The sequence below is a fragment of the Nostoc sp. DedQUE09 genome (assembly GCF_034530915.1).
Taxonomy (GTDB): Bacteria; Cyanobacteriota; Cyanobacteriia; order Cyanobacteriales; family Nostocaceae; genus Nostoc.
Window position 1 is genome coordinate 72596 of sequence record NZ_JAVRCE010000010.1, and the last position, 22391, is coordinate 94986.

A 22391-nucleotide genomic window follows, 5' to 3' on the forward strand; every position below is an offset into this window, starting at 1 on the left:
TCATTCCTAGATAGGTTCATTTATGACATCTGGAGCAGGTTCACCACCAGGTTGTCCGTTATTTGGTTGATTAGGAGGGGAAATAACGGGTGATGACTGTAAGCGTTGGAGAACGTATATTGCTTTTTGGTAACTCGCAGTATCGTTGGCTTGCTGGAATAAATTTACAGCTCTTTGTAAATCTTCAAACGCACCTTGACGATCGCCTGCATCGCGCCGGAACAAGCCGCGTTGGTAAATAGCAATGCTATTATTTGGCTCGTAACTCAGCACTGTGTTTAAATCCTGAATCGCTGCGGGTAATTGTCCCAAACGGCGCAATGTCAGCGAACGGCTGATGTAGGCTCTAGAAAACTTGGGATCGAGAGCGATCGCTTGAGTAAAATCGGCAAGAGTACCTTGGCGATCGTTAAACATGGCACGAGCTAGCGCCCGATTGAAGTAAGAATGAGGCACGTTAGGTGCAAGCCGAACAACTTGGTCAAAATCGGCAAAAGCACCTTGAGCATCTTTCAAGTTGCGGAGGATAGATCCTCGGCTGTAGTAAGCCGATACATCGTAAGGATCGAAACGCAAGACGGCGGTAAAATCTGCAACTGCACCTTGCTTATCGCCCAGATAATATCGCACTACCCCTCTGTTGTAATAAGCGATCGCATTATTGGGGTTGAAGCGAATCGCCTCATTATAATCGGCCACCGCACCTTCTTTATCCCCCATCTTGTAGCGAGCATTGGCGCGATTGTAATAAGCAATGCTACTTTTAGGATCGAGAGCGATCGCTTGGCTAAAATCATTGATCGCTGCTGTGCTATTACTTTGCAGGGACAGCCCCCGTGCTAAGAAATCGCTCGAAGCTTGGGGATTTTGCATCCGTTCTTGGGGTTTATCCGTACTGGGGGAACTATCTATTTTCAACCCAGTGAGTCCAACCTGCCCAGATAAAGCGATCGCCTTTTCAATCGGAACTGCTGCACTAACTCCAGCTTTTAGCCCAGCTGATATTTGTTGCCCTGACTGGAGTTCCTTGACTTCCGTTGCTGTGTCAGCTTTACCATGAACTCCAATCACTTTACCATCAATATCAAATACTGGCCCTCCACTCATACCGCCTGCTGTTTGAGCTGCGTATTGCAACGAGTAGCCACCATCGCTCAAAGTCGCATCCTTGGATTCCCAAATCGTTCCTGCTTGGAAATCATGAACCCGGTTTTCAGCAATTCTGTTTAAATCATTGTTAACTGGATAACCAAAAACAAACATTTTACTGCCCAGCCTTGTTTGATTAGGGCTTTTTAATTCGGCTACTGGATATTCTTTATCACTACTAAAACTAAACAAGGCTAGATCGTTACTTCCTTTAACGTTAGTTCCTAAACTTTTAACACTTGTAGGGTTAATCGGATGAGAGACTCCATCGCTAGTGCGAATGCTAGCTGGCTTAGGCCCGCCAGATGGATTAACCACATGATTGCAAGTAAGGACGGTATAAGTGCTTCCCTCGCGCTTGATAATAAACCCAGAACCATCACTAGCTAGACCGACACCAACTCCAGCCGGTCTGTTTACTTGCACAGTAATGGTGTTAGCATACTGGGCAATTTCTTGAGGAGATTTTACAGCAAAAGCTGCCGATTGAACGATGACTATTGCAGCAACACTGGCAGTTCCACTGATTACTGCATAAGGAAAATTAGAGCGAAAAAAGTTGAGGTTCATATATAGTAAAAAATAGTTAATAACTACCCTGAAATTATTTAGCAGGTTGCCCAAACAATTTTTGAAATCTAGCAGTTGGAATAGCCCAACTCAAAGTTTCCATTTGCTCAAATAAAGCTTGGCTTGGCATTGTGCCATCGGCAAAAATAAAGGCGATGATGCCTTGGAGAGGATATTTCAAGCCGCCATTAATCGCAATTAAGCGACCATATCGATCTAAAACTGGGCCCCCGCTCATTCCGGGTTCAATCTGATTGGTATAGCCAAGTTGATACCCTTGTTGCAAAGGTTGGTTTGGCAGCATCCCAATATAGCCTTGAGTTAATTCAAAGGCTTGTAATCCCCAATCGCGAGTATCAGCAAGGGTGTTTGCATTAATGATGCGCCAACTGGGAAATCCTGAAGCATAAACAATTTCACCAACAGATAGAATGTGAGAGTTGCCGATCGCTACGACTTTGTAAAGGCGATCGCTGCTAAATTGCACCAAGGCTAAATCGTCATTCCCCAATTGAGCAGAGTGCAGCCCAACACCCTTATGGGGCTTACCATCCGCCGTTAAGATGGTGTAGCCATTGCCTCCGACTTCGGCCACAACATGAGCATTTGTGAGTACTGTATAGGTTTGTCCTTGATGCCCGATAATGACTCCCGAACCAGTCCCTTGCTCGCCTAAAATTCTCACTGTTACTAATTTAGCGATCGCTGACACTGAATCAGGAAGAGTAGCAGCCGTTTCTGGAAATTGAGCGATCGTCTGGGAAATTTGCTCCAATTGCAGGTCAGTATCCCTGAAACCTGGGTTAGCTGCGGCAGAAGGCGATACTAATGGGGAAGCAGAAAACACAGTAAACACTGCCAACTGAACAACCCACATCCAGATTGGACTTAAAAGGAGCGATGCCTGTGGCGCGCTACGCCTACGTAAACCAACTTTGTTACTTTCTACAGCCATTTGAGAAGCAGAAGATTTTGCGAACCTGTATGTAGAGACGTTTTCTTTAACGTCTCTACAGGAATTGCTAAAGCTAAATAGGACCGCCACCCGTCCCCGCACCTGGAGTTGGAGTATAGTTTCCTGGATTTGGGGCTGGATAATTTCCTGGATTGGGAGCAGCAGGCATCCCGCCAGATTCGTTAGCTAATTGATTAACCGCTTCTTCTAAGCCCACAGCAGTGGGAATAATTTCTTCCTCACCACCTACACCGCCTACAAAGCCACCGGCTTCAACTACATTGGCACCTTTACCTCGTTGACCAAACCTGACAATCCGGGCTAGGACATTGCCGGGATTACGGGCATTTTCCCCTCTAAGCAGGGTCATAATCACATTGTTAGGGTTGCAACTTTCGGCAGCGTTCACAAAACAAATTACGCTGAAACCATTGACCTTACCAGTCGTCAGCAGCAAGTTACTCAATTTGCCACCATTTTGCGCTACTGTCGCTGTCATTCGCTGAGAAACCATCTGACACCGTTGTTGGGGTGACATATCATTACTTGCCGTCTGCCAAATAATTAGAGGCGATGACAAAATCCGACCGTTTGCTTGGACAAGGGTGGCTGGGTCAGATCCCACTTGACCGCATATAAAGGAGGTGGAGGCAGATGGCTGTGGGTATTGCCCTGGTATTGGTTGTTGGTATTGCCCTGATACTGGTGGCTGTTGATATTGCCCTGGTATTGGTTGTTGGTATTGACCTGATACTGGTGGCTGTTGATATTGCCCTTGATACTGTGCCATTGCTGGAGACACCGCAGCACCAGAAAGCGCGATCGCACTCATCAAAAACTGAGTTACTAACTTGATTTTCATAAATACATTCCTAACTGAAATTGAATTGTTGTTACTCATTGTTCCTGAAACCATCTGATACTGCGGAACAAACAAAGTATTGTTCAGTAACTCTTCTCTTGTTAGGCTAGATCAACTTGCCATAACAAATAAATTTTTGATCGTTTTAATTTAGCTTAGGTTAAAGCTTTACAAAAAGAAAACTAATTAGTAAATAAATAGCAAATACACTGTTGGTAAAAGGCTATAAATAATTAAGTATTTCTTAAATGGCTAATAATCCAATTGAAAATTTATCAGAACAATTAGATATCAATCAAAATGACTGTTGATCTAAATACTATATTGCCTAGTATCAGGTTTGATGGTTGGAAAAGGTCGGATCTTCTTAGTAACAGGACTAAAGCTGGCTGTTACACTTCAATTACCTTTTTGGGTAGGTTGGAAAAAGTTAGAGATTGCTAAGTTATTAGTTCGAGAAAGAGATCGCTCTCAGCTATTTCATCTCAACTCGAAATTATGGCGATCGCACAAAATCAGCGTATATTGGCAAGTGCGATCGCATAAACTTATCGTGTAGTAAGAGAATATACTGTTGGATTTCGCTTTAATCCACCCAACCAGCAAATAAGTTAACGCATTATTCAAAACGCATAAAACTGTTTAAGTTGCTTTTTGGGATGAGATAAAAAAGGTGCGTTATATTCCGTTAAAGCACACTAAAGGCTCGGCGATTATATTACAATATTCTTTCGCAAATATTGCTAGCTTCACGCCTCCTTAATTCTCGTCTTGATATACTCCTTAATTCTTGAACACAATCATAGATCCTTTCAGATCTTATTAAAGATTCACAAACATTATCAGCCTCTCTCCTACCAACAACTTCTTCACGCCGCAATATTCTTATACATCTAATTAAACGTCTACGTCCAGGTATTTGATCGTCACTAGCGCTAATCGGTTGTGGTGATTGTGGACAACCAAAGGGCGTACAGGCTTGGCCTAGTGGTCCATTAGGACAGCCGAAAGGATTACATTCAGCAACACTAGATGGTGAACAGCCAAAGGGATTGCAATCGGCAAATGCAGGTTTGATATCAACACCAGTAAGAATTGCGCCAATTGGAACTGTTAAGAATAATGCAGCAGTCACAAACTCTCGTCGGATGATCTTTAACATAATATTGGATTCTCAAATTAAGCTGGATAACGGCAACAGAAATTCTCATTATGAAACGGGTTCATTTAGACATGAGCATTTTTGTGTTTGCAAATAATTAATAAGCTATAATCATTCCAAAACTTCATGCAGCCAAAGTCAAACCAATTCCTAATTGTTTGTTCATTCCTATTGCTTACTTTGTTTTGCTTCTCCTATATCCCCTGTAAGAAGTTGGGGATATGAATACTGCTTATCCAAATACTCTACTGCCTGGTATAAAGTTCGATGGTCAGAAAAGGTCGGAAAAAAGTCGGATCTTCTTGGTAGATTTACGCAAACTTTTTTAATAAATAAAGCTTATGGTGCGAATATCGTAGTTAACTTAGTATTGTTACGAAAATAAATGACGGTTGAAGAGGCGATCGCACTAGTTGAGCAATTATTAAAACGCGGACACTTAACAAAAGTTCAAGAGATTGTATTTCGTGAATCTTGGGCAGGACAGACGTACTTAGATATGTCTGTAGAGTCTGATTACGATTGTGGTTACATCAAAGATATTGGTTCGGAATTATGGCGCTCGCTCTCTCAAGCTTTAGGAGAAAAAGTTACCAAAAATAACCTGCAAGGAGTACTGAAGCGAACTTTAGAGCGACAAAAGGGCATAAACATAAATGCCTCCTTAACCTTAAACTTTCAACCATTCAAGAACTACACAAACTGGGGAGAAGCAATCGACGTTTCCCAATTCTATGGACGTACTACAGAATTAGAAACCCTCAGCCAATGGATTGTAAGAGATGCTTGCGGCGGTAAACAACACGCTCGTGTAGTCACACTGTTAGGTATGGGTGGTATTGGTAAAACCGCGCTCTCGGTGAAGTTAGCAGAACAATTGCAGGGAGAATTTGAATATGTGATTTGGCGATCGCTTCGGCACGCACCCTTTTTCTATAACAAGGTTACAGACTACATCAAAATCCTTTCTCATCAGCAAGTTACTACATTGCCTGCTTCCCCCTATGAGCAAATTACTTGTTTAATCGAGTACCTCCGCAAATCTCGATGCTTGCTGATTCTGGATAATTTCGACACATTATTGCAGCAAGGTACAGGCTGTTACCGTGAGGGCTACGAATCCTACGGTGAACTCCTATGGCGATTGGGAGAGACTGGGCATCAAAGCTGTGTCCTGCTCACCAGCCGAGAAAAACCTAATGAAATCGCCGCCTTGGAAGGTGATGCTTTGCCAGTTCGTACCCTTGCTTTATCAGGATTAGAAGTTGCAGCCGGACAAACAATTTTGACACTCAAAGGTCTATCAGGTTCCGAAGAAGAAACCCGCCAACTAGTTGAGTGTTACCGTGGTAATCCCCTAGCTTTGAAAATTGCCGCTACCTCCATTCAGGACTTATATGAAGGCAATATCGCCAATTTCTTTTCTGAAGGCACAACCGTATTTAAGGGCATTGCCAATCTTCTAGAGCAGCAATTCAAAAGACTCTCCACCTTGGAGCAGCAAGTTATGTACTGGCTAGCAATTAATCGGGAGAAACTTTCCTCGACAGAACTGCAAACAGCCTTCACACCAACATTACCTAAGCCTAAGTTAATCTCAGTCCTCGAATCTTTACGCTGGTGTAGCTTGATAGAAAGCAATACTGGAGGATTCACACAGCAACCTGTGGTGATGGAATACGTCACAGACTGCTTAATAGAACAAGTCTGCCAGGAAATAGTCACAGAATCACCGCAATATCTGCTGACTCATGCTTTGATGCAAGCCCAGGCCAAAGACTACATCCGCGATAGTCAAATTCACCTGATTGTGCGGCCTATCCTAAATCAGCTACAAATAACCCTTGGCTCTGCTGATCGGCTTGAGTATAAACTTGGCAAACTAGTGAGAAAGCTCCAAAATGAAGCCATAGATCCAGTTGGGTATGGTGGCGGTAATCTGCTGAATTTACTGACACAATTAGAAACTGATTTGACAGGGTATGATTTTTCGCATCTCACTATCCGTAACTGCGATTTACGCTTGCTCAACTTACATCGGGTGAACTTTAGCCAAACCAACTTTCAAGATTGTGTTTTTGCTGCGACCTTTGGCGGCATTACTAGCGTTGCCTTTAGTTCAGATGGGTGCTGTCTTGCTACCAGTGATACAAATGGTGAAATTAATGTTTGGGATGTTACCAATAGTAAACAACTATTTAGCTGTAAAGAACACAACAGTTGGGTCTGGAATATTGCTTTTAGCCCTGTGCATTCAGTTTTAGCTAGTTGTGGTCAGGATCATACAATTAAACTTTGGGACATTACCACAGGAGAATGTTTTAAAACGCTATGCGGTCACACTAGCATTGTCACAGCGATCGCATGGAGTCCTGACGGTCAATTCCTTGCTAGTACTAGCTATGACTACACAGTTAAAGTCTGGCATCTAGCTACAAGCAAATGTGTGCAAACTCTAGAAGGACATCATGCTTGTGTGTGGAGTGTAGCTTTTCATCCCGCAGATCAAATTTTAGCAACGGCTGGTGAAGATAACACAATCAAGCTGTGGGATTTAGTAACTGGATGCTGTGTGCAAAACTTAGAAGGGCATCAGCACTGGATAAAAGCGATCGCTTTCAGTCCAGAAGGGCAAATATTAGCAAGCGGCAGTTTCGATCAAACCGTGAAAGCGTGGGATTTACATACCGGGATGTGTTTGATGACCTTGCAGGGACACGCAGGGGTTGTAACCTCGGTAGCGTTTAGCCCCAAGGGTGAACAGTTTTTAAGTGGCAGCTATGACCAAACTGTGAAGATTTGGGATATAAACACAGGGAAATGTCTGGATACACTGGAAAAGCATACAAATCGAATTTGGTCAGTTGCTTTTCACCCTCAAGGACACTTAATTGCTAGTGGTGGAGATGACCACGCAGCTAGAGTCTGGGAACTTCAGACAGGACAGTGTACTAAAACCTTCCAAGGACACAGTAATGCTGTTTATGGGATCGCATACAGTTGGCAGCAAAACTTACTTGCTAGTGGACACGAAGACCAGACAATCAAACTCTGGGATGTCAATGCCCCGGAACACTTAAAGCTTGACCTCCAGCCGTTTCGTGTATTACATGGACATAGCAATCGAATTTTCTCTGTCGCCTTCAGTCCCAATGGACAGTTGCTGGCCAGCGCCAGTGCAGATCGGACTATTAAGCTTTGGAGTCCCCATACAGGGCAATGCTTTAAAACTTTGCATGGTCACGATAGTTGGGTCTGGGCAGTTGCTTTTAGTCCAGACAGTAATTTTCTTGCTAGTGCTAGCTACGACCATACAATCAAGATATGGGATGTGCGTTCTGGTGAATGTTGGCAAACATTGCAAGGTCATCCTGGTTCTGTGTTGGCGATCGCCTTTAGCCCTGATGGAAAAACTCTCTTCAGCAGTGGCTATGAAAAGATAGTTAAACGCTGGGATATTGAAACAAGAACCTGTCTTCATAGTTGGGAGGCAGACTCAAACCGTGTTTGGGCAGTTGCAGTGAGTCCAGATAGTCAATATGTTGCTACTGGTGGTGATGACTCCTTGGTACGACTGTGGGACATTGACACAGGGGTTTGTCTGCGTACATTTTCTGGGCATACCAGCCAGATACTTTGTATTCTGTTCGTCGATAATGGCGATCGCATGATTAGCAGTAGTGGCGATCGCACGATCAAAATTTGGAATACACTTACTGGAGACTGCCTTGCTACACTACAGAATCATTTCAATTGGGTGTGGTCGCTTAGTCTAGTCCCAGATGCTCAAACTCTTCTCAGTAGTAGTTGGGATGAAACAATCAACTGTTGGGATATTACTACGGGGCAATGTCGGCAAACGTTAAGACCAGCCCGCCCGTATGAAGGCATGATTATTACTGGGGTGAAAGGGTTGACTGAGGCAGAGGTAGCAACTTTAAAAGCTTTGGGTGCATTAGAAGTGAATTGATACAGCAGAATTCTGAATTCAGGAGTAAACGCTTTATATCTCAATACAGTTCAAAATGAGCAACAAAACCCTCATGTAGAGATGTGATTTATCGCGTCTTGAAAGACCAATTATCCTTAACTGAACTGTATTGCTTTGTATTCAAAAGCCTTTGAATTTGAAACCCCCATTCCTTACTAGTGAATGGGGGTTAGGTTTTTGAGGTTCAGATGTAAGCAATAATGCTTTTCAAATAACCTCTTAAAAAACTGGGTTAGAGAATGAGAGTTATCAAATTTCCGCAATTTAAATGCTCCTCTCACAAGTGGAGTTTTAACTTCCTTGGTTGTAAATACAAGAGTGTAAATTCAGATAAATAAAGCTGAGGAGCGAGCTGAAATTGCGTTGCTCTAAAGTCATCAAAGATTTGGAACTGTAGAGTTATTTCCCAACTGTAGTAGGACTAAACAAAGCTGACATAATAGCTGGTTAACTGTATATCAGTCCGATCTTGAACTACTGCTAACAAGTCACCATCATTCTGATATATGAGTGTATCAAGGTCACTAGTTCCTTCATAATTTGCAGTACCAAGATAAAAAGAACTTGCACTTCCTTTCAGTTGGATATAGTCATTCGTAGGATTGTAGTCTTGTATCGTAGCGTAGCCACCTCCCTGATAATAGTTTCCATCATAGGATGTACCTAAAACAAACCTATCGTAGCCATCGCCACCATTTAAGGTATCATATTCATAACCGTCGTAGGCAGTTGAGCTAGAACCGTATAAAGTATCGTTACCACCTCCACCATATAAGTTGTCACTACCAGAGTCTCCGTATAAGACATCATTACCTGTCCAACCATATAGGTAGTCATTGCCACTATAGCCATAGAGGTAATCGTCGTTAGTATTGCCATAGATAGTATCATTTCCCTCATAAGCATAGGCAAAAACACTGTCTGAACCAGTGTAGTTTAGATAATCATTTCCGCTTGTGCCGTAATAGTAATAAGCCATGTCTTTGACCTCAACAAATAATTTAGTTAGATTCTCGATCGCTTTGATCTTACATAGATTCTAAAGGGCTAGTATCAAGCTTGTCGGTCGGAAAAGGTCGGGAAAAGGTCGGGTTCTTTTTCGTAGATTTACGTAAACTTTTGACCAAAAATCAAGTTTCTGGTGTGAATATTGTAGTGAGCCTGTATTACTACCGAAAGAAATGACGGTTGAAGAAGCGATCGCGATAGTTGAGCAATTATTGGAACGAGGACGCTTAACGAGAGCGCAAGAGATTGTATTTCGCTACGCTTGGGAAGGAAAAACTTATCTCGAAATGGCGCGAGCAGTCACTTATGACCCCGGTCACATCAAAGATGTTGGCTCGGAATTATGGCGATCGCTCTCTCAAGCTTTGGGCGAAAAAGTTACCAAAAATAACCTGCAAGGAGTGTTGATGCGTATTGCACAGCGACAAAAGGACATAAACACCTCCTCAACCTTAAACTTTCAACCCTTTACGAACTATACAAATTGGGGTGAAGCAATCGACGTTTCCCAGTTCTATGGACGTACTACAGAATTAGAAACCCTCAGCCAATGGATTGTGAGAGATGCCTGCGGCGGTAAACAACGCGCTCGTGTAGTCACACTATTAGGTATGGGTGGTGTGGGCAAAACCGCGCTATCGGTGAAGCTAGCAGAACAATTGCAGGGAGAATTTGAATATGTGATTTGGCGATCGCTCCGACACGCACCTTGTTTTGACGACAAGGTGACGGAGTGCATCAAAATCCTTTCTCATCAACAAGTTACCACATTGCCTGCTTCCCCCCATGAGCAAATTACTTGTTTAATCGAGTATTTCCGCAAATCTCGATGCTTGCTGATTCTGGATAATTTCGACACATTATTGCAGCAAGGTACAGGCTGTTACCGTGAGGGCTACGAATCCTACGGTGAACTCCTATGGCGATTGGGAGAGACTGGGCATCAAAGCTGTGTCCTGCTCACCAGCCGAGAAAAACCTAATGAAATCGCCGCCTTGGAAGGTGATGCTTTGCCAGTCCGTACCCTTGCTTTATCAGGATTAGAAGTTGCAGCCGGGCAAACAATTCTGAAACTCAAAGGGCTATCAGGCTCTGAGGACGAAACCCGCCAACTGGTTGAATGTTACGGTGGTAATCCCCTAGCTTTGAAAATTGCCGCCACTTCCATTCGGGACTTACATGAAGGTAACATCGCCTGCTTCTTTGCTGAAGGCACAACCGTATTTCAGGGCATTGGCAATCTTCTAGAACAACAATTCAAAAGACTCTCCACGTCTGAGCAGCAAGTGATGTACTGGCTGGCAATTAATCGGGGCAAGCTTTCATCGACAGAATTGCAGACAGCTTTTACACCAATATTGCCTAAGCCTAAGTTAATCTCAGTCCTCGAATCTTTACGCTGGCGTAGCTTGATAGAAAGCAATACTGGAGGATTCACACAGCAACCTATGGTAATGGAATATGTGATAAAGTGCTTGATTGAGCAAGTCTGCGAGGAAATCGTCACAGAATCACCGCAATATCTGCTGACCTATGCTTCGATGCAAGCCCAGGCAAAAGACTACATCCACGATAGTCAAATTCATCTGATTGTAAGACCTATTCTAAATCAACTCCGAATAACCCTTGGCTCTGCTGATCGGCTTGAGGATAAACTTGGCAGACTAGTTAGAAAGCTCCAAAATGAAAAACCCTATCTACAAGAGGATGAAGTTTTTAGGCATGGGGAATGGGATAAGCAGATAAGATGGCGCAGGAACAAGGCAGGCTCAAACAGTCAGAAGCAATCCCATCCCATTCTGGCTTCGCCCAGATAATATCATGTCCGGTTAAAGATTTATCATTAAGACCGTAGAGGGGCAGAGGGGCAGAGGTGCAGAGGGGAGGGGTTTTTGGGCTTTCTGCATAGAGAAAGGGAATTATAACTAATTAGCCGGACATCATAATTACTTAGTTGAAAAACGTTTTAAATCTTGTAAAACTGCGGTGGCTGATTGATAGCGATCGCTAAAATGATAGCAAACCATTTTATCTAAAATTGCCGCTAATTCTTCACTCACTTGCACTGTTTGCTGCCACATCACATTACCCGTTTCTGGATCTGGATGAAGTTCTTGCGGTGGTATCCCAGTGATGGCTTGAATAGCAATCATTCCTAAAGCATAAATATCACTGCATAAGCGGGGATGACCGGCAAATTGTTCTGGAGGTGCATAACCCCGTGTCCCAATGGCTACTGTGGCTAATTCTGTTTGCTCACTACTCGGCGGTTGCATCAATTTGACAGCACCAAAGTCAATCAATACCAAGCGATTATTTTGAGCGCATCTAATAATATTAGTCGGTTTAAGATCCCGATGAATCACTCGATGTTGATGAACAAATTCTAGAACTTCTAAAACTTGTTTGAGCATTTCCATCACAAATGATTCGTTTTGGACATTTTGTACGGGTGGTAATTCTTCGCTTAGGGTATGTCCCTCAATATATTGTTGGATTAAATAAAATTCTTGGTTATCTTCAAAATAAGCAAGTAGTTCAGGAATCTGATGATGTTTACCCAAAATTTCTAAAATTTCAGCTTCACTATGAAACAATCTGCGGGCGACTTGCAAAAATCGTGCATCTTGGCGGGCTGGCATTAACTTTTTAACTACACAAGTAGGATTACCCGGTCGTTGAGTATCCTGTGCTAAATAAGTGCGACCAAATCCACCTGCACCAAGAGTTTTAGAGATTTTGTAGCGTCCACTCAAAAGCAAATCACCTGATTTTGTTTCTGGTGAATCAATTGGGGGAAGAAAGTCAACAGACGAGTCGGGAATTGCTGTTTTATCTTCTAAGAGTACATTTAATTGAGCGATCGCTTCTTGTTGTTTTTCAACTTGCAGAACAATCACCTGAGTTTGCCGCTGATTTTGGTAGCTAGTATAAGCAATCACACAGATACTACTAATCACCAAAGCAAGAGCAGGAGGGATTAATGGCACCCATCCAGCTTGTAAAAATAAAGCAACGCAGATTACTACTAAGCCAAATAGAGTTATCGTTCCCACCACTAGCAAAAGCAGCGGATTTTGCCACCGCCATGCTAAAACACCACCTAATAGCGACCAGCCCCATACCCAAATAAATTCCGCCCAGTCGGGCCAATACCAAATCAAGGGTCGCCCATCCAACACTGTACTGATGAGTTGACTTGCTATCTGTGCATGAATAAACAGAGCAGGCATTCTAGCTGGTTGATCTGGCAAAGTGCTGTAGGGTGTATAAAAGCCACCTGGAGGGATATTAGCCGCTGTGGTACCAATAATTACCAGACGGTCTTTGAATAAACTGGGGTTAACTTGGTCACTAAGAACATCTGTAAGGGTTACTTGGTCGGCGAGGCTATTGGGGTGACGATAATTTAATAATATTTGATAGCCAGCAGCATCCAAATGTTGATAGCCAGCAGAATTAGGTTGTAAAGGCACAAATAAGGTTTTACCTAACAGAAAATCTCCTTTTTGAGTGAAATCGTATTTAATGCCTTGTTTATCGAGATAATTAATTGCAATTAATGCACCGAATGCAAATGATGTTGTACATTTCTTGTCTGTAGAGTTGGCAAATAATAAGGTACGGCGGAGAATTTGGTCGTTTTCATGATCAGCAACTACATCGCTAAACCCAACATTATCTATAGGGACATTCGGCGGCGGGGGAATTTCATCTCTATCCAAGCTGCTGAACAAACAGGTAGTGACAATGTTATCTTGATTTTGGAGATTAGCCGCCAAATTATTGTCTTCTGGCCGGAAAAGATATAAACCAACAATTCGCGGTTGATAAGACTCTATTTTCTTTAATAGCTGATTGATTCTCCGATCTGATAGAGGCCATTTCTCACGTTTGATATCTTTATCAGTAATTTTAACTAGCAAAATCCGTCGATCGGGTGCTTCTGCCGGACGCGATCGCAACATCTGGTCATAAACTCTTAACTCCCAAGGCTGTAACCATTTGAGTTCCCGAACTCCCCAGATAAAGGCGGTCACTCCTACACTGGTAACAAAAATAATTTGCAGCCAGCTTTTGCTCTTAGAAGTTTCACGGGAATCCTGAACTTTCACAAAAGGTATACGGAGTTTTTCTAATAGTCCACTAATCACGGCGTTGAGGCGGTAGCCTGAATTGGGTAGATGTTGCAGGCGCAGAAGTCAATTTTTGGAATCTAGGTTAAAAGCTAGTTAACCTGAAGCTCCTATTAATGTAGCAATTAACTTGCTATTTAAATGCTTTGACGTATTCCTACTTTGAAAGCAAGCTTACGCCCAGCGTCAACCATAGAATCAGACAAGTACTAATCATCTGTTTGAGATGTTTGAACATCTTCAACAGAACTGGTAACTGGGAAAGAAATCGGATTAGTAGATGGAGTTAGTGAATCTAACTGAGGTTGTTCAAGTGATGCTTCAATGCTGGAATCGGCAAAATAGGAGCCAACAATCTTATCATAGTTAGAAGCAACAGCTAAAAAAGCGCCACCCAAAATATAGATAGGTAATGGCAGATTAAATTCTTGCAACCAATCAAACAGTTCCGCTAAGGCAAACAGCACTAAAAAACAGGCAAGCCAAACCTTCATATTCTTATCCCCTGAATTAAAACAATTCTATTACTAGCTTAAATAGCTTGCATGATAGTTGATGTAGTACATAATCACCAATTTACAAGAGACTTCTTGTAAAAGTACTTTTTGCACTCTTGTGGGAAAAGGCTAAAGGTTAAAGGGGAAGGGAAAATACAAAACCTTTACCCTTTCCCCCTTTCCCTTTTCCCGACAAATGCCAAGAAGTCTAAGGTCTATAGCTGTAGACAGATGGAGTCAAAGTTATAGCATCTGCTATATCTAATCAAACAGCCAAGGATTGCACAGTTGGTTCGTGAGACTCGGTAGTGCCTCAAACTATCACAAGTAAAACTGGTAACGATGTTAGGGGTTTCGTTCCACACTATAAACCGATGGTAAAACGGACGGACACGACCTTCGCCACTGGTTATAAAACAAATTGAAAAGCTACTATACCAAATGAGAGAACCAGGTAAGGTGCTTTTAGCCAAATACTTTCAAAATGAGGAGCAGAAACTGTGACTGCTGAAGTTCCAGCAACTATCACCCAAGACGTTGAACAGGTCTTAGCTAAGATCAGCGATGCTTTTGTCATATTGGATCGTGAATGGCGCTACACCTACGTTAATGGCAAGCTAGCTGAATTAGCTAACATAAATAAGGAAGATTTTTTAGGCAAGAGTATTTGGGAGTTTCCTGACACAGTTAATAATTTACTTTACACTCAACTGCACCGGGCTGTTACTGAACAAGTTACAGTAAATTTTGAGTATTTCTATCCAAAATGGCATCGCTGGTTGGAAAACCGCGTTTATCCCTCAGAAAGTGGTGTATCAATCTTAATTACAGATATTACTGAGCGCAAACGCAGCCAACAGCTTCTAAGTGCACAGTATGCGATCGCTCATGTCCTCTCTGAGGCAACTACGCTTGTGAATGCGGTTCCAGCTATTCTACAATCCTTGTGCGAAAGTTTAGGATGGCAAGCTGGAATAATCTGGAGTGTAGACGATGAAGCTAATGTTCTACACCGCATGAGTACTTGGTATTCATCTGATTTGGAGAAAGAACCATTTAACCAGCAGACAATTGCTTTTAGTGAAGGTTTAGCCGATCGGATTTGGGCAAGTGCTCAACCTGTTTGGATTTCAGAACCCGCCCAAAACGAGAATTTTTTTGCCGCCGCCATCGGATTTCCGATTCGCCTGGGTAATAAAATCTTAGGCGCGATCGAATTTTTCAGCGCTCAAATTTTAGAACCTGACACCAATTTACTCCAAATGATGAGTGCGATCGCCACTCAAATTGGTCAGTTCATCGAGCAGCAGCGAAGTTCATCATTACTGCAAGAAAGTGAGAAAAAATATCGTCAGATTTTTGAAATTCCAGGTGTCTCGATTGGAGAGGAAAATTCTACCATTGTTAAAGATTTAATTGATAACCTAAAAGTTCGAGAGGTTACAGATTTGCGGCAATATTTAGATGGACAGCAGCAAGTAGAAGAAAATCTTCGTCATAGTGAAGCACGCTACCGCTCACTGGCAGAAGCAAGCGCATCCATCGTTTGGAGCGCCGGGCCTTGGGGCAACGTTGTTGACGAGATTCCGACTTGGGAGGCGTTCACTGGGCAAAGTCTCGAACAATACAAAGGATGGGGTTGGGTTGATGCATTACACCCAGATGACCGGACATCTGTAGCTGCTATTTGGAGACAAGCCTTTTTTGGACGTAGCGTTGCAGTTGCCGAATATCGCGTTCTGCGGCATGACGGGGAATACCGTGACATGGCTATACGCGGTGTGCCTATACTTGACGAAATAGGCGAAGTCCAGGAATGGGTAGGAATGTGCATGGATATCAGCGAACGCAAGCAAGCTGAGGCGGAACGCGAACAATTGCTGGCGCTACTGAAAACCGAACAGACTCGCTTGGTTGAAGCTAACGTTCTGCTTGATACCCTCTTCAATAACGCCCCTGTAGGTATTGGTCTATGGGATGAGAAATTGAGATACGTTCGCTTGAATGACGCTTTAGCTGAGATGAACGGTCTTCCCCAAGCAGCGCATATCGGTAAGACCGTTGCTCAAGTGCTACCAGGGGTAGATCCTGCGGTGATGGAAGCTTTACACCATGCGATCAACACGGGAGAATCTATTGCCCAAGAGGCCAGTGGAGAGACACCCGCCGCACCTGGAAAGCAGCGGCACTGGTCGGTAAATTATTATCCGATTAAACTACCAGGTGATATTACTTGGGTGGGCGCAATCTGCCAAGAAATCACGGAGCGCAAGCAAGCAGAAGCCGAGCGCGAACAGTTATTTGAGCGGGAGCAAGCGGCTCGTGTTGAGGCTGAAACTGCCAAAGAGCAAGTTACCCAAATTTTAGAGAGCATCACTGACGGTTTTCTTGCCTTTGATAGTGAATGGCGCTTCACATATCTCAATCATGAGGGAAGCAGAACTTTAGGGCGTTCCTGCGAGGATCTGCTGGGAAAAAATTTATGGTCAGAGTTTCCAGAACTGGCTAATACTAGCTTTGGTCAACTTTATCAAAGCGCAGTTGCTCTAGGAATGCCGCTTGAGCTTGAAGATTATTACCCACCCTTTGATGCATGGTTTGCGGTTCGCGCCTATCCTTCAGCCACAGGGTTATCACTTTATTTCCGTAACATTAATGTACGCAAGCAGGCAGAGGCAAAACTGCGCGAGAGTGAAGCGTGTTTTCGGCTGCTGGCTGAGAATTCAACTGATATTATTTCCCGCCACACAGTAGATGGAACTCTTCTGTACATTTCACCAGCTTGTTACACAGTACTGGGATATCAACCAGAGGAACTAGTAGGTCATCACAGCCAGGAGTTAGTTCACCCAGACGATTTGGCAGAAATTGCCAAGAATTACCCAGTCAATGCCGATTTACCAGATATTTATACCGTTACTCACCGCGCTCGTCACAAAGACGGACATTATATCTGGTTGGAAGCAACTATTCGAGCTATTCGCGATCGCCAAACTCAAGAAATTTTAGAGATGCAAGCGTCTTCGCGAGATATCACTAAGCGTAAACAAGTGGAAGAGGAGCAGCGTTTCTTAGCAGAAGCTAGTGGGATTTTGGCTGCATCATTAGACTACGAAATAACCCTAGCAGGTTTGGCGCGTTTGGCAGTGCCGGAAATTGCTGATTGGTGCTTAGTTGATATTATTTGTGACAATCAATTAGTCCGTCGGGTTGCAACAGCCCATGCCAATCCAGAGAAACAAGAATTGGTAGAACAGTTACAAAATTATCCGCCTGATTTGGCACAAACAGCAGGTGTTGCGAAGGTAATACGGACAGGCAAATCACAAATTACTCATTTTATTTCTGATGAACAGATGCAAGGGTTAACCCACAACGCCAGTCACTTCAAAGTCCTGCAAGAACTAAATCCAACATCTGGTATGAGCGTACCGCTAATCGTTCGGGGACGGGTGTTGGGAGCGATGACTTTGGTATCTTCTTCAGGTCGTTTCTACGATACCAAAAGCCTGATGTTAGCTGAAGAGTTAGCTAGCCGAGCGGCGATCGCAGTTGATAATGCCCGACTCTACAGAGAAGCACAGCAATCTCAACAGGCGGCTTTACACGCAGCATCTCGCACTACCCGTCTGCAAGCAATTACCGCTGCCCTTTCTGAATCTTTAACTGCGACACAAGTTGTTGAAGTAATTGTAGAGCAAGGTATAGCAGCTTTGGGAGCTAGTTCTGTTTTTGTCGCACTACTGACTCAAAGCGGCACTGAATTAGAACTTGTCCGAACTGTTGGCGGGCAACAAGAAATAGTAGATTCATGGCGTCGATTCTCGATTAATGCATCCGCGCCACTGGCAGAAGCAGTAAGAACTAAACAGCCTATTTGGCAAGAGCCAACCGAAACAAGAATTGCTCGTTACTCAAATCTTGCCAAGGAATATGCTCAGTCCAACTACGGCGCTTGGATTTCGATTCCATTGCTCATCGAGGGACGAGCTATAGGTGGAATGTCTCTAGCTTTTACCGAAATTCAGCAGTTTAATCAAGATGACCAAGCCTTTATGCTGGCCCTAGCACAGCAGTGCGCTCAAGCTATGGAACGTGCCCGTTTATACGAGGCAGAGCAAACCGCCCGGAAAGCAGCAGAAAACGCCAACCGGATTAAAGACGAGTTCCTGGCAGTACTTTCTCATGAATTGCGATCGCCACTCAACCCAATTTTAGGTTGGTCAAAGCTACTCCAGACCAAAAAGCTTGATGAAAAGACAATTCCTCAAGCGCTGAAGACTATTGAGCGAAATGCGAAGTTACAGGCTCAACTGATTGAAGACTTACTGGATATTTCCCGGATTTTACAAGGTAAAATCAGCTTGAATATTTACCCAGTCGATCTAACATCTGTGATTTCCGCAGCAATGGAGACAGTGCGGCTATCAGCAGAAGCTAAGTCAATTGAGATGCACATCAGCCTGGAACCAAATTTGGGACAAGTTTTGGGAGACTCCAACCGATTGCAGCAAATCGTTTGGAACCTGCTCTCAAATGCAGTTAAATTTACACCAGAAGGCGGACGGGTTGATATTCGACTATCATCATGTTCTAATTTCAACTCAGCACTCAGCACTCATAACTCAGCACTGATTCAAGTTAGCGACACAGGCAAAGGTATCGACCCCAATTTTCTGCCTTACGTGTTTGAATATTTTCGCCAAGAGAACAGCAGCACCACCAGAAAATTTGGTGGGTTGGGGTTAGGATTAGCGATCGTCCGTCACTTAGTCGAACTGCATGGTGGAACAGTCCAAGTAGAAAGTGAGGGCGAAGATCGGGGGGCAACTTTTACTGTAAGATTACCGTTAATTCAAAATCAATTAGAGATTAAACAAGATAGTAGCAATTCTGAGCCATCTTCAAATTTGAATGGGGTCAAAATTTTAGTAGTGGATGATGATACAGATACGCGAGAATTTATTGTCTTCTTACTAGAGCAGTATGAGGCAAATGTGACAGCAGTAACATCAGCCAATGAAGCCTTAGCCACTTTAGCCCAATCCTTGCCAGATATACTTTTAAGTGATATTGGAATGCCAGAAGTGGATGGATGTATGTTCATGCGACAGTTGAGAACACTGCCAGCAGAACAGGGAGGAAAAATTCGCGCGATCGCACTTACCGCCTATGCTGGAGAAATGAACGCCCAACAGGTACTAAGAGCCGGATTTAACAAGCATATTGCCAAACCAGTAGAGCCAAGCGAGTTAGTAGATGCGATCGCTAACTTAATCGCTGAATAAAAAAAGAGTCAGAATTCAAAATTTATTTTTCACTAACGAGTGTTTCGGGAGTAATAGCTGCATATTCTTGAGGCGTGAGTAATGCTTCTTTAACATCAATTTTTTTTGGTAAGATTTTTTCGTTATAGAACAAATCAGCAACACTTTGCTGTGCTTGCATTAGTTCTGGAGTAATTCCTCTTAAGCGATAAGTAGCACGGCTAGAAATTACTTCCTGAATGGGTAAATCGATTTTGAGTACAGGCGCTATGAGTTTAGCTACTTCTTTACGATTCGCTTCTGCCCATTGACCATTTTTATCAATTTCTTCTAAAATGATCCGAACTAATTCGGGATTTTCCTTAGCAAATTCTCGTGTTCCTACATAGTATCCGCCTGGAGTACCGATATTTGTTGCATCTCTCAGCACACGCGCACCGTGGAGTTTTTCTACCAAAGCTAAATGAGGATCGCCAGTTACCCAAACTGGAATAGTACCCTGAATAAATGCACCACGAGCTTCGACATTGGGCATACTCAAAACTTGAATATCACTATATTTTAAACCTACTTCTTTTAAGGCTTGGATGATAAAATAGTGAGAAGCAGAACCTTTTTGAAAGACTACTTTTTGACCTTTGATATCAGCTAACTTTTTAATTGGAGAATCTTTCGGAACTGCGATCGCACTACCTTTACCAGAATTAGGGCCAAGTCTTCTCCCAGCCAAATAGATAATTCTTGCACCCGCAGCTTGGGCAAAGATCGGAGGCGTTTCTCCAACTGAGCCAATGTCAATTTTGCCTACATTCATCGCTTCCATAAGTTGTGGCCCTTGAGCAAATTGTGACCACTCGACTTTCAAGCCCAAAGGCTCCAAACGTTTTTCTAAAACTCCTCTGACTCTAACTAAATCACCAGAACTTTGATACCCTATTCGCAGTACCCTTGTTTTAAAAGTTATAGTCTTAGCCCCTGCTGGCTCTGCTTTCGGATCACTTCCTGTATTTGTGTTAGATACAGTTGATGTACAACTTATTAAAGTAGTAGATAAAGCCACAAAACCAGGAATTACAAATAATGCTATCTTACTGATTACTGTTGTCTGAGTTTTCACGAAATCATTAAACATTTTTTTTTGCACCTCAGTTTGTAATGAACTACTGATATAAAAACATCAGCTAACAACTTAAATTTTCCAGTTTTTTAAAGTTGATTCCAATTATCGAAATAGGAGCCAGGAGTAATTCTGAATCCTGTAATATTGGTGGATAGCCCAACATTAACAAGTATGCGTACTCGCAAGCAGAAGCAAACTACGCGCAGCCTCTCTTAGAGAGCATCTTGATTCTGACTCCTGACTTCTTCTTCAATTACTTATTAGATTTAATTGAATCAGGTGTGAATGCTGCATATTCTTCTGGAGTAAGTACTCCATCTTTGACATTAACCTTTTTTGGTAAAAGTCCTTGTGCATACCATAAATCAGCTATTTGTTGTTGTTTGTTAACAACTTTATCGGTGATAGGTAACAGACCATATACTGCTTTACTATGAATTGTTTTGAGAGTAGGTACATCAATACCAACTTCACCAGTCTCAAGTTCTGCTAACTTATCAATATTTTTCTGCGACCAATCTTCAGCTTTGATAAACTCCTCTAGAAAAACTTTGAGAATCTCAGGATGCTCTTTAGCAAATTTCCGTGAGGTAGTATAAAAGCTACCAATATCTTGAAGTCCTTGTCCATCTATTAATACACGACCAAGATTTGCTTGGACATTTCTAGTAATGTAAGGTTCCCAAATTACCCAAACATCAATTCCTCCCTGACTAAAAGCCACATTTGCATCTGGAGGTGGCAAAAACAGAGATTTTACATCACTCAGTTTTAGTCCCTCTTTCTGTAACGCTTTTAGTAAGACATAATGGGCAATAGAGGCTTTTTGAAAGGAGATTTTTTTGCCCTTAAAGTCAGCAACACTTTTAATTGGAGAGTTTTTTGGTACTAAAAAAGAAACTGCTCTACCATTAAATCGAGTTGTTGCAATATACACAAGAGGTGTACCTGCGGCTTGAGCAAATATAGGTGGTGATTCAGCTGTAGCTGCAATGTCAAGGGAACCAGCATTTAACGCTTCTAAAGCTTGTGGGCCAGCAGCAAACTCTAGCCACTTGACAGTAAAATTCTTTGCTGCCAAACTTTTTTCTAGAGTTCCTTGCTTTCTCATAACTGCAAGAGAACCAAGCTTAGAATAAACAACTCGTAGTTCTTGCTTTTGGGGAGTATTAGAAACTGTTTTATTTTGAGATTGTGTACTAATTGCGGATGCTTCGTTTTGAGTAGTTTTAGTTTCTTGGCTGCAACCAACTATGCTCATTGGTATTGTGAGGGAGCAAGCAGCTATCAGTAAAGATATAGGTTTATGCTCAATTTTATATTTTGCTTCTATAGATTTAGTATTTAAGCTATACTCACGCACCGTCTTTGTCTTGCTTGTTTTTGATTGTTGCGGCTTATTGATAGACAAATTGAGACTTTGCAAAAGTTTGAAAAGTGCCATAATACTTTTTTATTTAAATTTAATAATTACCGTTGTAGCGGTTTTAACGAGTGCTAATAACTCTCAACTTCAGTTTAGATATTATCAAAGTTAGTTTTGAGATAAAGTATTCATAAACACTTGTTTTAAATAAAAAACTAAGGTTTTTACGATTTATATTTATAAGCATATACTGTGATATTTAGACAAGTTTAATCAGTCAAGAATCCAGAATAACTCTTGGCTCTTGA

Annotated in this window: 12 protein-coding genes; 4 read left to right on the plus strand and 8 right to left on the minus strand. The window is 42.5% G+C overall.

The window, feature by feature from the left end; all coding sequences use genetic code 11:
• Nucleotides 1-6: 6 nt before the first annotated feature.
• The 3 genes from RMY27_RS09000 to RMY27_RS09010 all read right to left on the minus strand — a co-directional run bounded on the left by RMY27_RS09000 (nucleotide 7) and on the right by RMY27_RS09010 (nucleotide 3536).
• Nucleotides 7-1719, minus strand: coding sequence for a tetratricopeptide repeat-containing serine protease family protein (locus tag RMY27_RS09000; protein ID WP_322662366.1), 1713 nt, complete (start codon nucleotides 1717-1719; stop codon nucleotides 7-9).
• 34 nt (nucleotides 1720-1753) lie between these two features.
• Nucleotides 1754-2596, minus strand: a complete 843-nt coding sequence (locus RMY27_RS09005; RefSeq protein ID WP_322662368.1) for a serine protease — start codon at nucleotides 2594-2596, stop codon at nucleotides 1754-1756.
• A 151-nt stretch (nucleotides 2597-2747) separates the two neighbouring features.
• Complete coding sequence (locus RMY27_RS09010; protein WP_322662371.1) at nucleotides 2748-3536, minus strand: COP23 domain-containing protein; 789 nt, start codon at nucleotides 3534-3536, stop codon at nucleotides 2748-2750.
• A 343-nt stretch (nucleotides 3537-3879) separates the two neighbouring features.
• Between RMY27_RS09010 and RMY27_RS09015 the strand changes: the two genes are divergently transcribed.
• Together RMY27_RS09015 and RMY27_RS09020 are read left to right on the plus strand one after the other, a co-directional pair.
• Nucleotides 3880-4095 (plus strand): hypothetical protein, encoded by a 216-nt coding sequence (locus RMY27_RS09015; protein WP_322662373.1) that lies wholly within the window; start codon nucleotides 3880-3882, stop codon nucleotides 4093-4095.
• A 988-nt stretch (nucleotides 4096-5083) separates the two neighbouring features.
• Nucleotides 5084-8668: an NB-ARC domain-containing protein gene (locus RMY27_RS09020; protein ID WP_322662375.1), complete on the plus strand. Its 3585-nt coding sequence runs from the start codon at nucleotides 5084-5086 to the stop codon at nucleotides 8666-8668.
• A gap of 442 nt (nucleotides 8669-9110) precedes the next feature.
• Here the strand turns inward: RMY27_RS09020 and RMY27_RS09025 are convergent, their stop codons facing one another.
• Entirely contained in the window at nucleotides 9111-9668 is a 558-nt protein-coding gene (locus tag RMY27_RS09025; RefSeq protein ID WP_322662376.1) for a hypothetical protein, read from the minus strand.
• 202 nt (nucleotides 9669-9870) lie between these two features.
• Between RMY27_RS09025 and RMY27_RS09030 the strand changes: the two genes are divergently transcribed.
• On the plus strand, nucleotides 9871-11514 hold the full coding sequence (locus RMY27_RS09030) for an NB-ARC domain-containing protein (protein WP_322662378.1): 1644 nt from the start codon (nucleotides 9871-9873) through the stop codon (nucleotides 11512-11514).
• Between the two features lie 129 nt (nucleotides 11515-11643).
• Here RMY27_RS09030 and RMY27_RS09035 read toward each other — a convergent pair whose 3' ends face one another.
• Both RMY27_RS09035 and RMY27_RS09040 read right to left on the minus strand, forming a co-directional pair.
• Nucleotides 11644-13851 carry a CHASE2 domain-containing serine/threonine-protein kinase gene (locus RMY27_RS09035; RefSeq protein ID WP_322662380.1) on the minus strand — a complete coding sequence of 736 codons (2208 nt, stop codon included), beginning with the start codon at nucleotides 13849-13851 and terminating at the stop codon, nucleotides 11644-11646.
• 191 nt (nucleotides 13852-14042) lie between these two features.
• Entirely contained in the window at nucleotides 14043-14327 is a 285-nt protein-coding gene (locus tag RMY27_RS09040; protein ID WP_322662382.1) for a hypothetical protein, read from the minus strand.
• Between the two features lie 503 nt (nucleotides 14328-14830).
• Here RMY27_RS09040 and RMY27_RS09045 point away from each other — a divergent pair.
• Nucleotides 14831-19618 carry a PAS domain S-box protein gene (locus RMY27_RS09045; RefSeq protein ID WP_322662384.1) on the plus strand — a complete coding sequence of 1596 codons (4788 nt, stop codon included), beginning with the start codon at nucleotides 14831-14833 and terminating at the stop codon, nucleotides 19616-19618.
• Between the two features lie 22 nt (nucleotides 19619-19640).
• Here the strand turns inward: RMY27_RS09045 and RMY27_RS09050 are convergent, their stop codons facing one another.
• Both RMY27_RS09050 and RMY27_RS09055 read right to left on the minus strand, forming a co-directional pair.
• Nucleotides 19641-20729 carry a sulfonate ABC transporter substrate-binding protein gene (locus RMY27_RS09050; protein WP_322662386.1) on the minus strand — a complete coding sequence of 363 codons (1089 nt, stop codon included), beginning with the start codon at nucleotides 20727-20729 and terminating at the stop codon, nucleotides 19641-19643.
• A 241-nt stretch (nucleotides 20730-20970) separates the two neighbouring features.
• Entirely contained in the window at nucleotides 20971-22161 is a 1191-nt protein-coding gene (locus RMY27_RS09055; RefSeq protein WP_322662389.1) for an aliphatic sulfonate ABC transporter substrate-binding protein, read from the minus strand.
• Between the last annotated feature and the right edge of the window lie 230 nt (nucleotides 22162-22391).

What these genes read in the sequence shown, in the direction of transcription:
- RMY27_RS09005 (WP_322662368.1), bottom strand. Translation starts at nt 2,596, where the DNA reads ATGTGGGTTGTTCAGTTGGCAGTGTTTACTGTGTTTTCTGCTTCCCCA.
- RMY27_RS09040 (WP_322662382.1), bottom strand. Translation starts at nt 14,327, where the DNA reads ATGAAGGTTTGGCTTGCCTGTTTTTTAGTGCTGTTTGCCTTAGCGGAA.
- RMY27_RS09000 (WP_322662366.1), bottom strand. Translation starts at nt 1,719, where the DNA reads ATGAACCTCAACTTTTTTCGCTCTAATTTTCCTTATGCAGTAATCAGT.
- RMY27_RS09020 (WP_322662375.1), top strand. Translation starts at nt 5,084, where the DNA reads ATGACGGTTGAAGAGGCGATCGCACTAGTTGAGCAATTATTAAAACGC.
- RMY27_RS09025 (WP_322662376.1), bottom strand. Translation starts at nt 9,668, where the DNA reads ATGGCTTATTACTATTACGGCACAAGCGGAAATGATTATCTAAACTAC.
- RMY27_RS09030 (WP_322662378.1), top strand. Translation starts at nt 9,871, where the DNA reads ATGACGGTTGAAGAAGCGATCGCGATAGTTGAGCAATTATTGGAACGA.
- RMY27_RS09015 (WP_322662373.1), top strand. Translation starts at nt 3,880, where the DNA reads ATGGTTGGAAAAGGTCGGATCTTCTTAGTAACAGGACTAAAGCTGGCT.
- RMY27_RS09050 (WP_322662386.1), bottom strand. Translation starts at nt 20,729, where the DNA reads ATGTTTAATGATTTCGTGAAAACTCAGACAACAGTAATCAGTAAGATA.
- RMY27_RS09055 (WP_322662389.1), bottom strand. Translation starts at nt 22,161, where the DNA reads ATGGCACTTTTCAAACTTTTGCAAAGTCTCAATTTGTCTATCAATAAG.
- RMY27_RS09010 (WP_322662371.1), bottom strand. Translation starts at nt 3,536, where the DNA reads ATGAAAATCAAGTTAGTAACTCAGTTTTTGATGAGTGCGATCGCGCTT.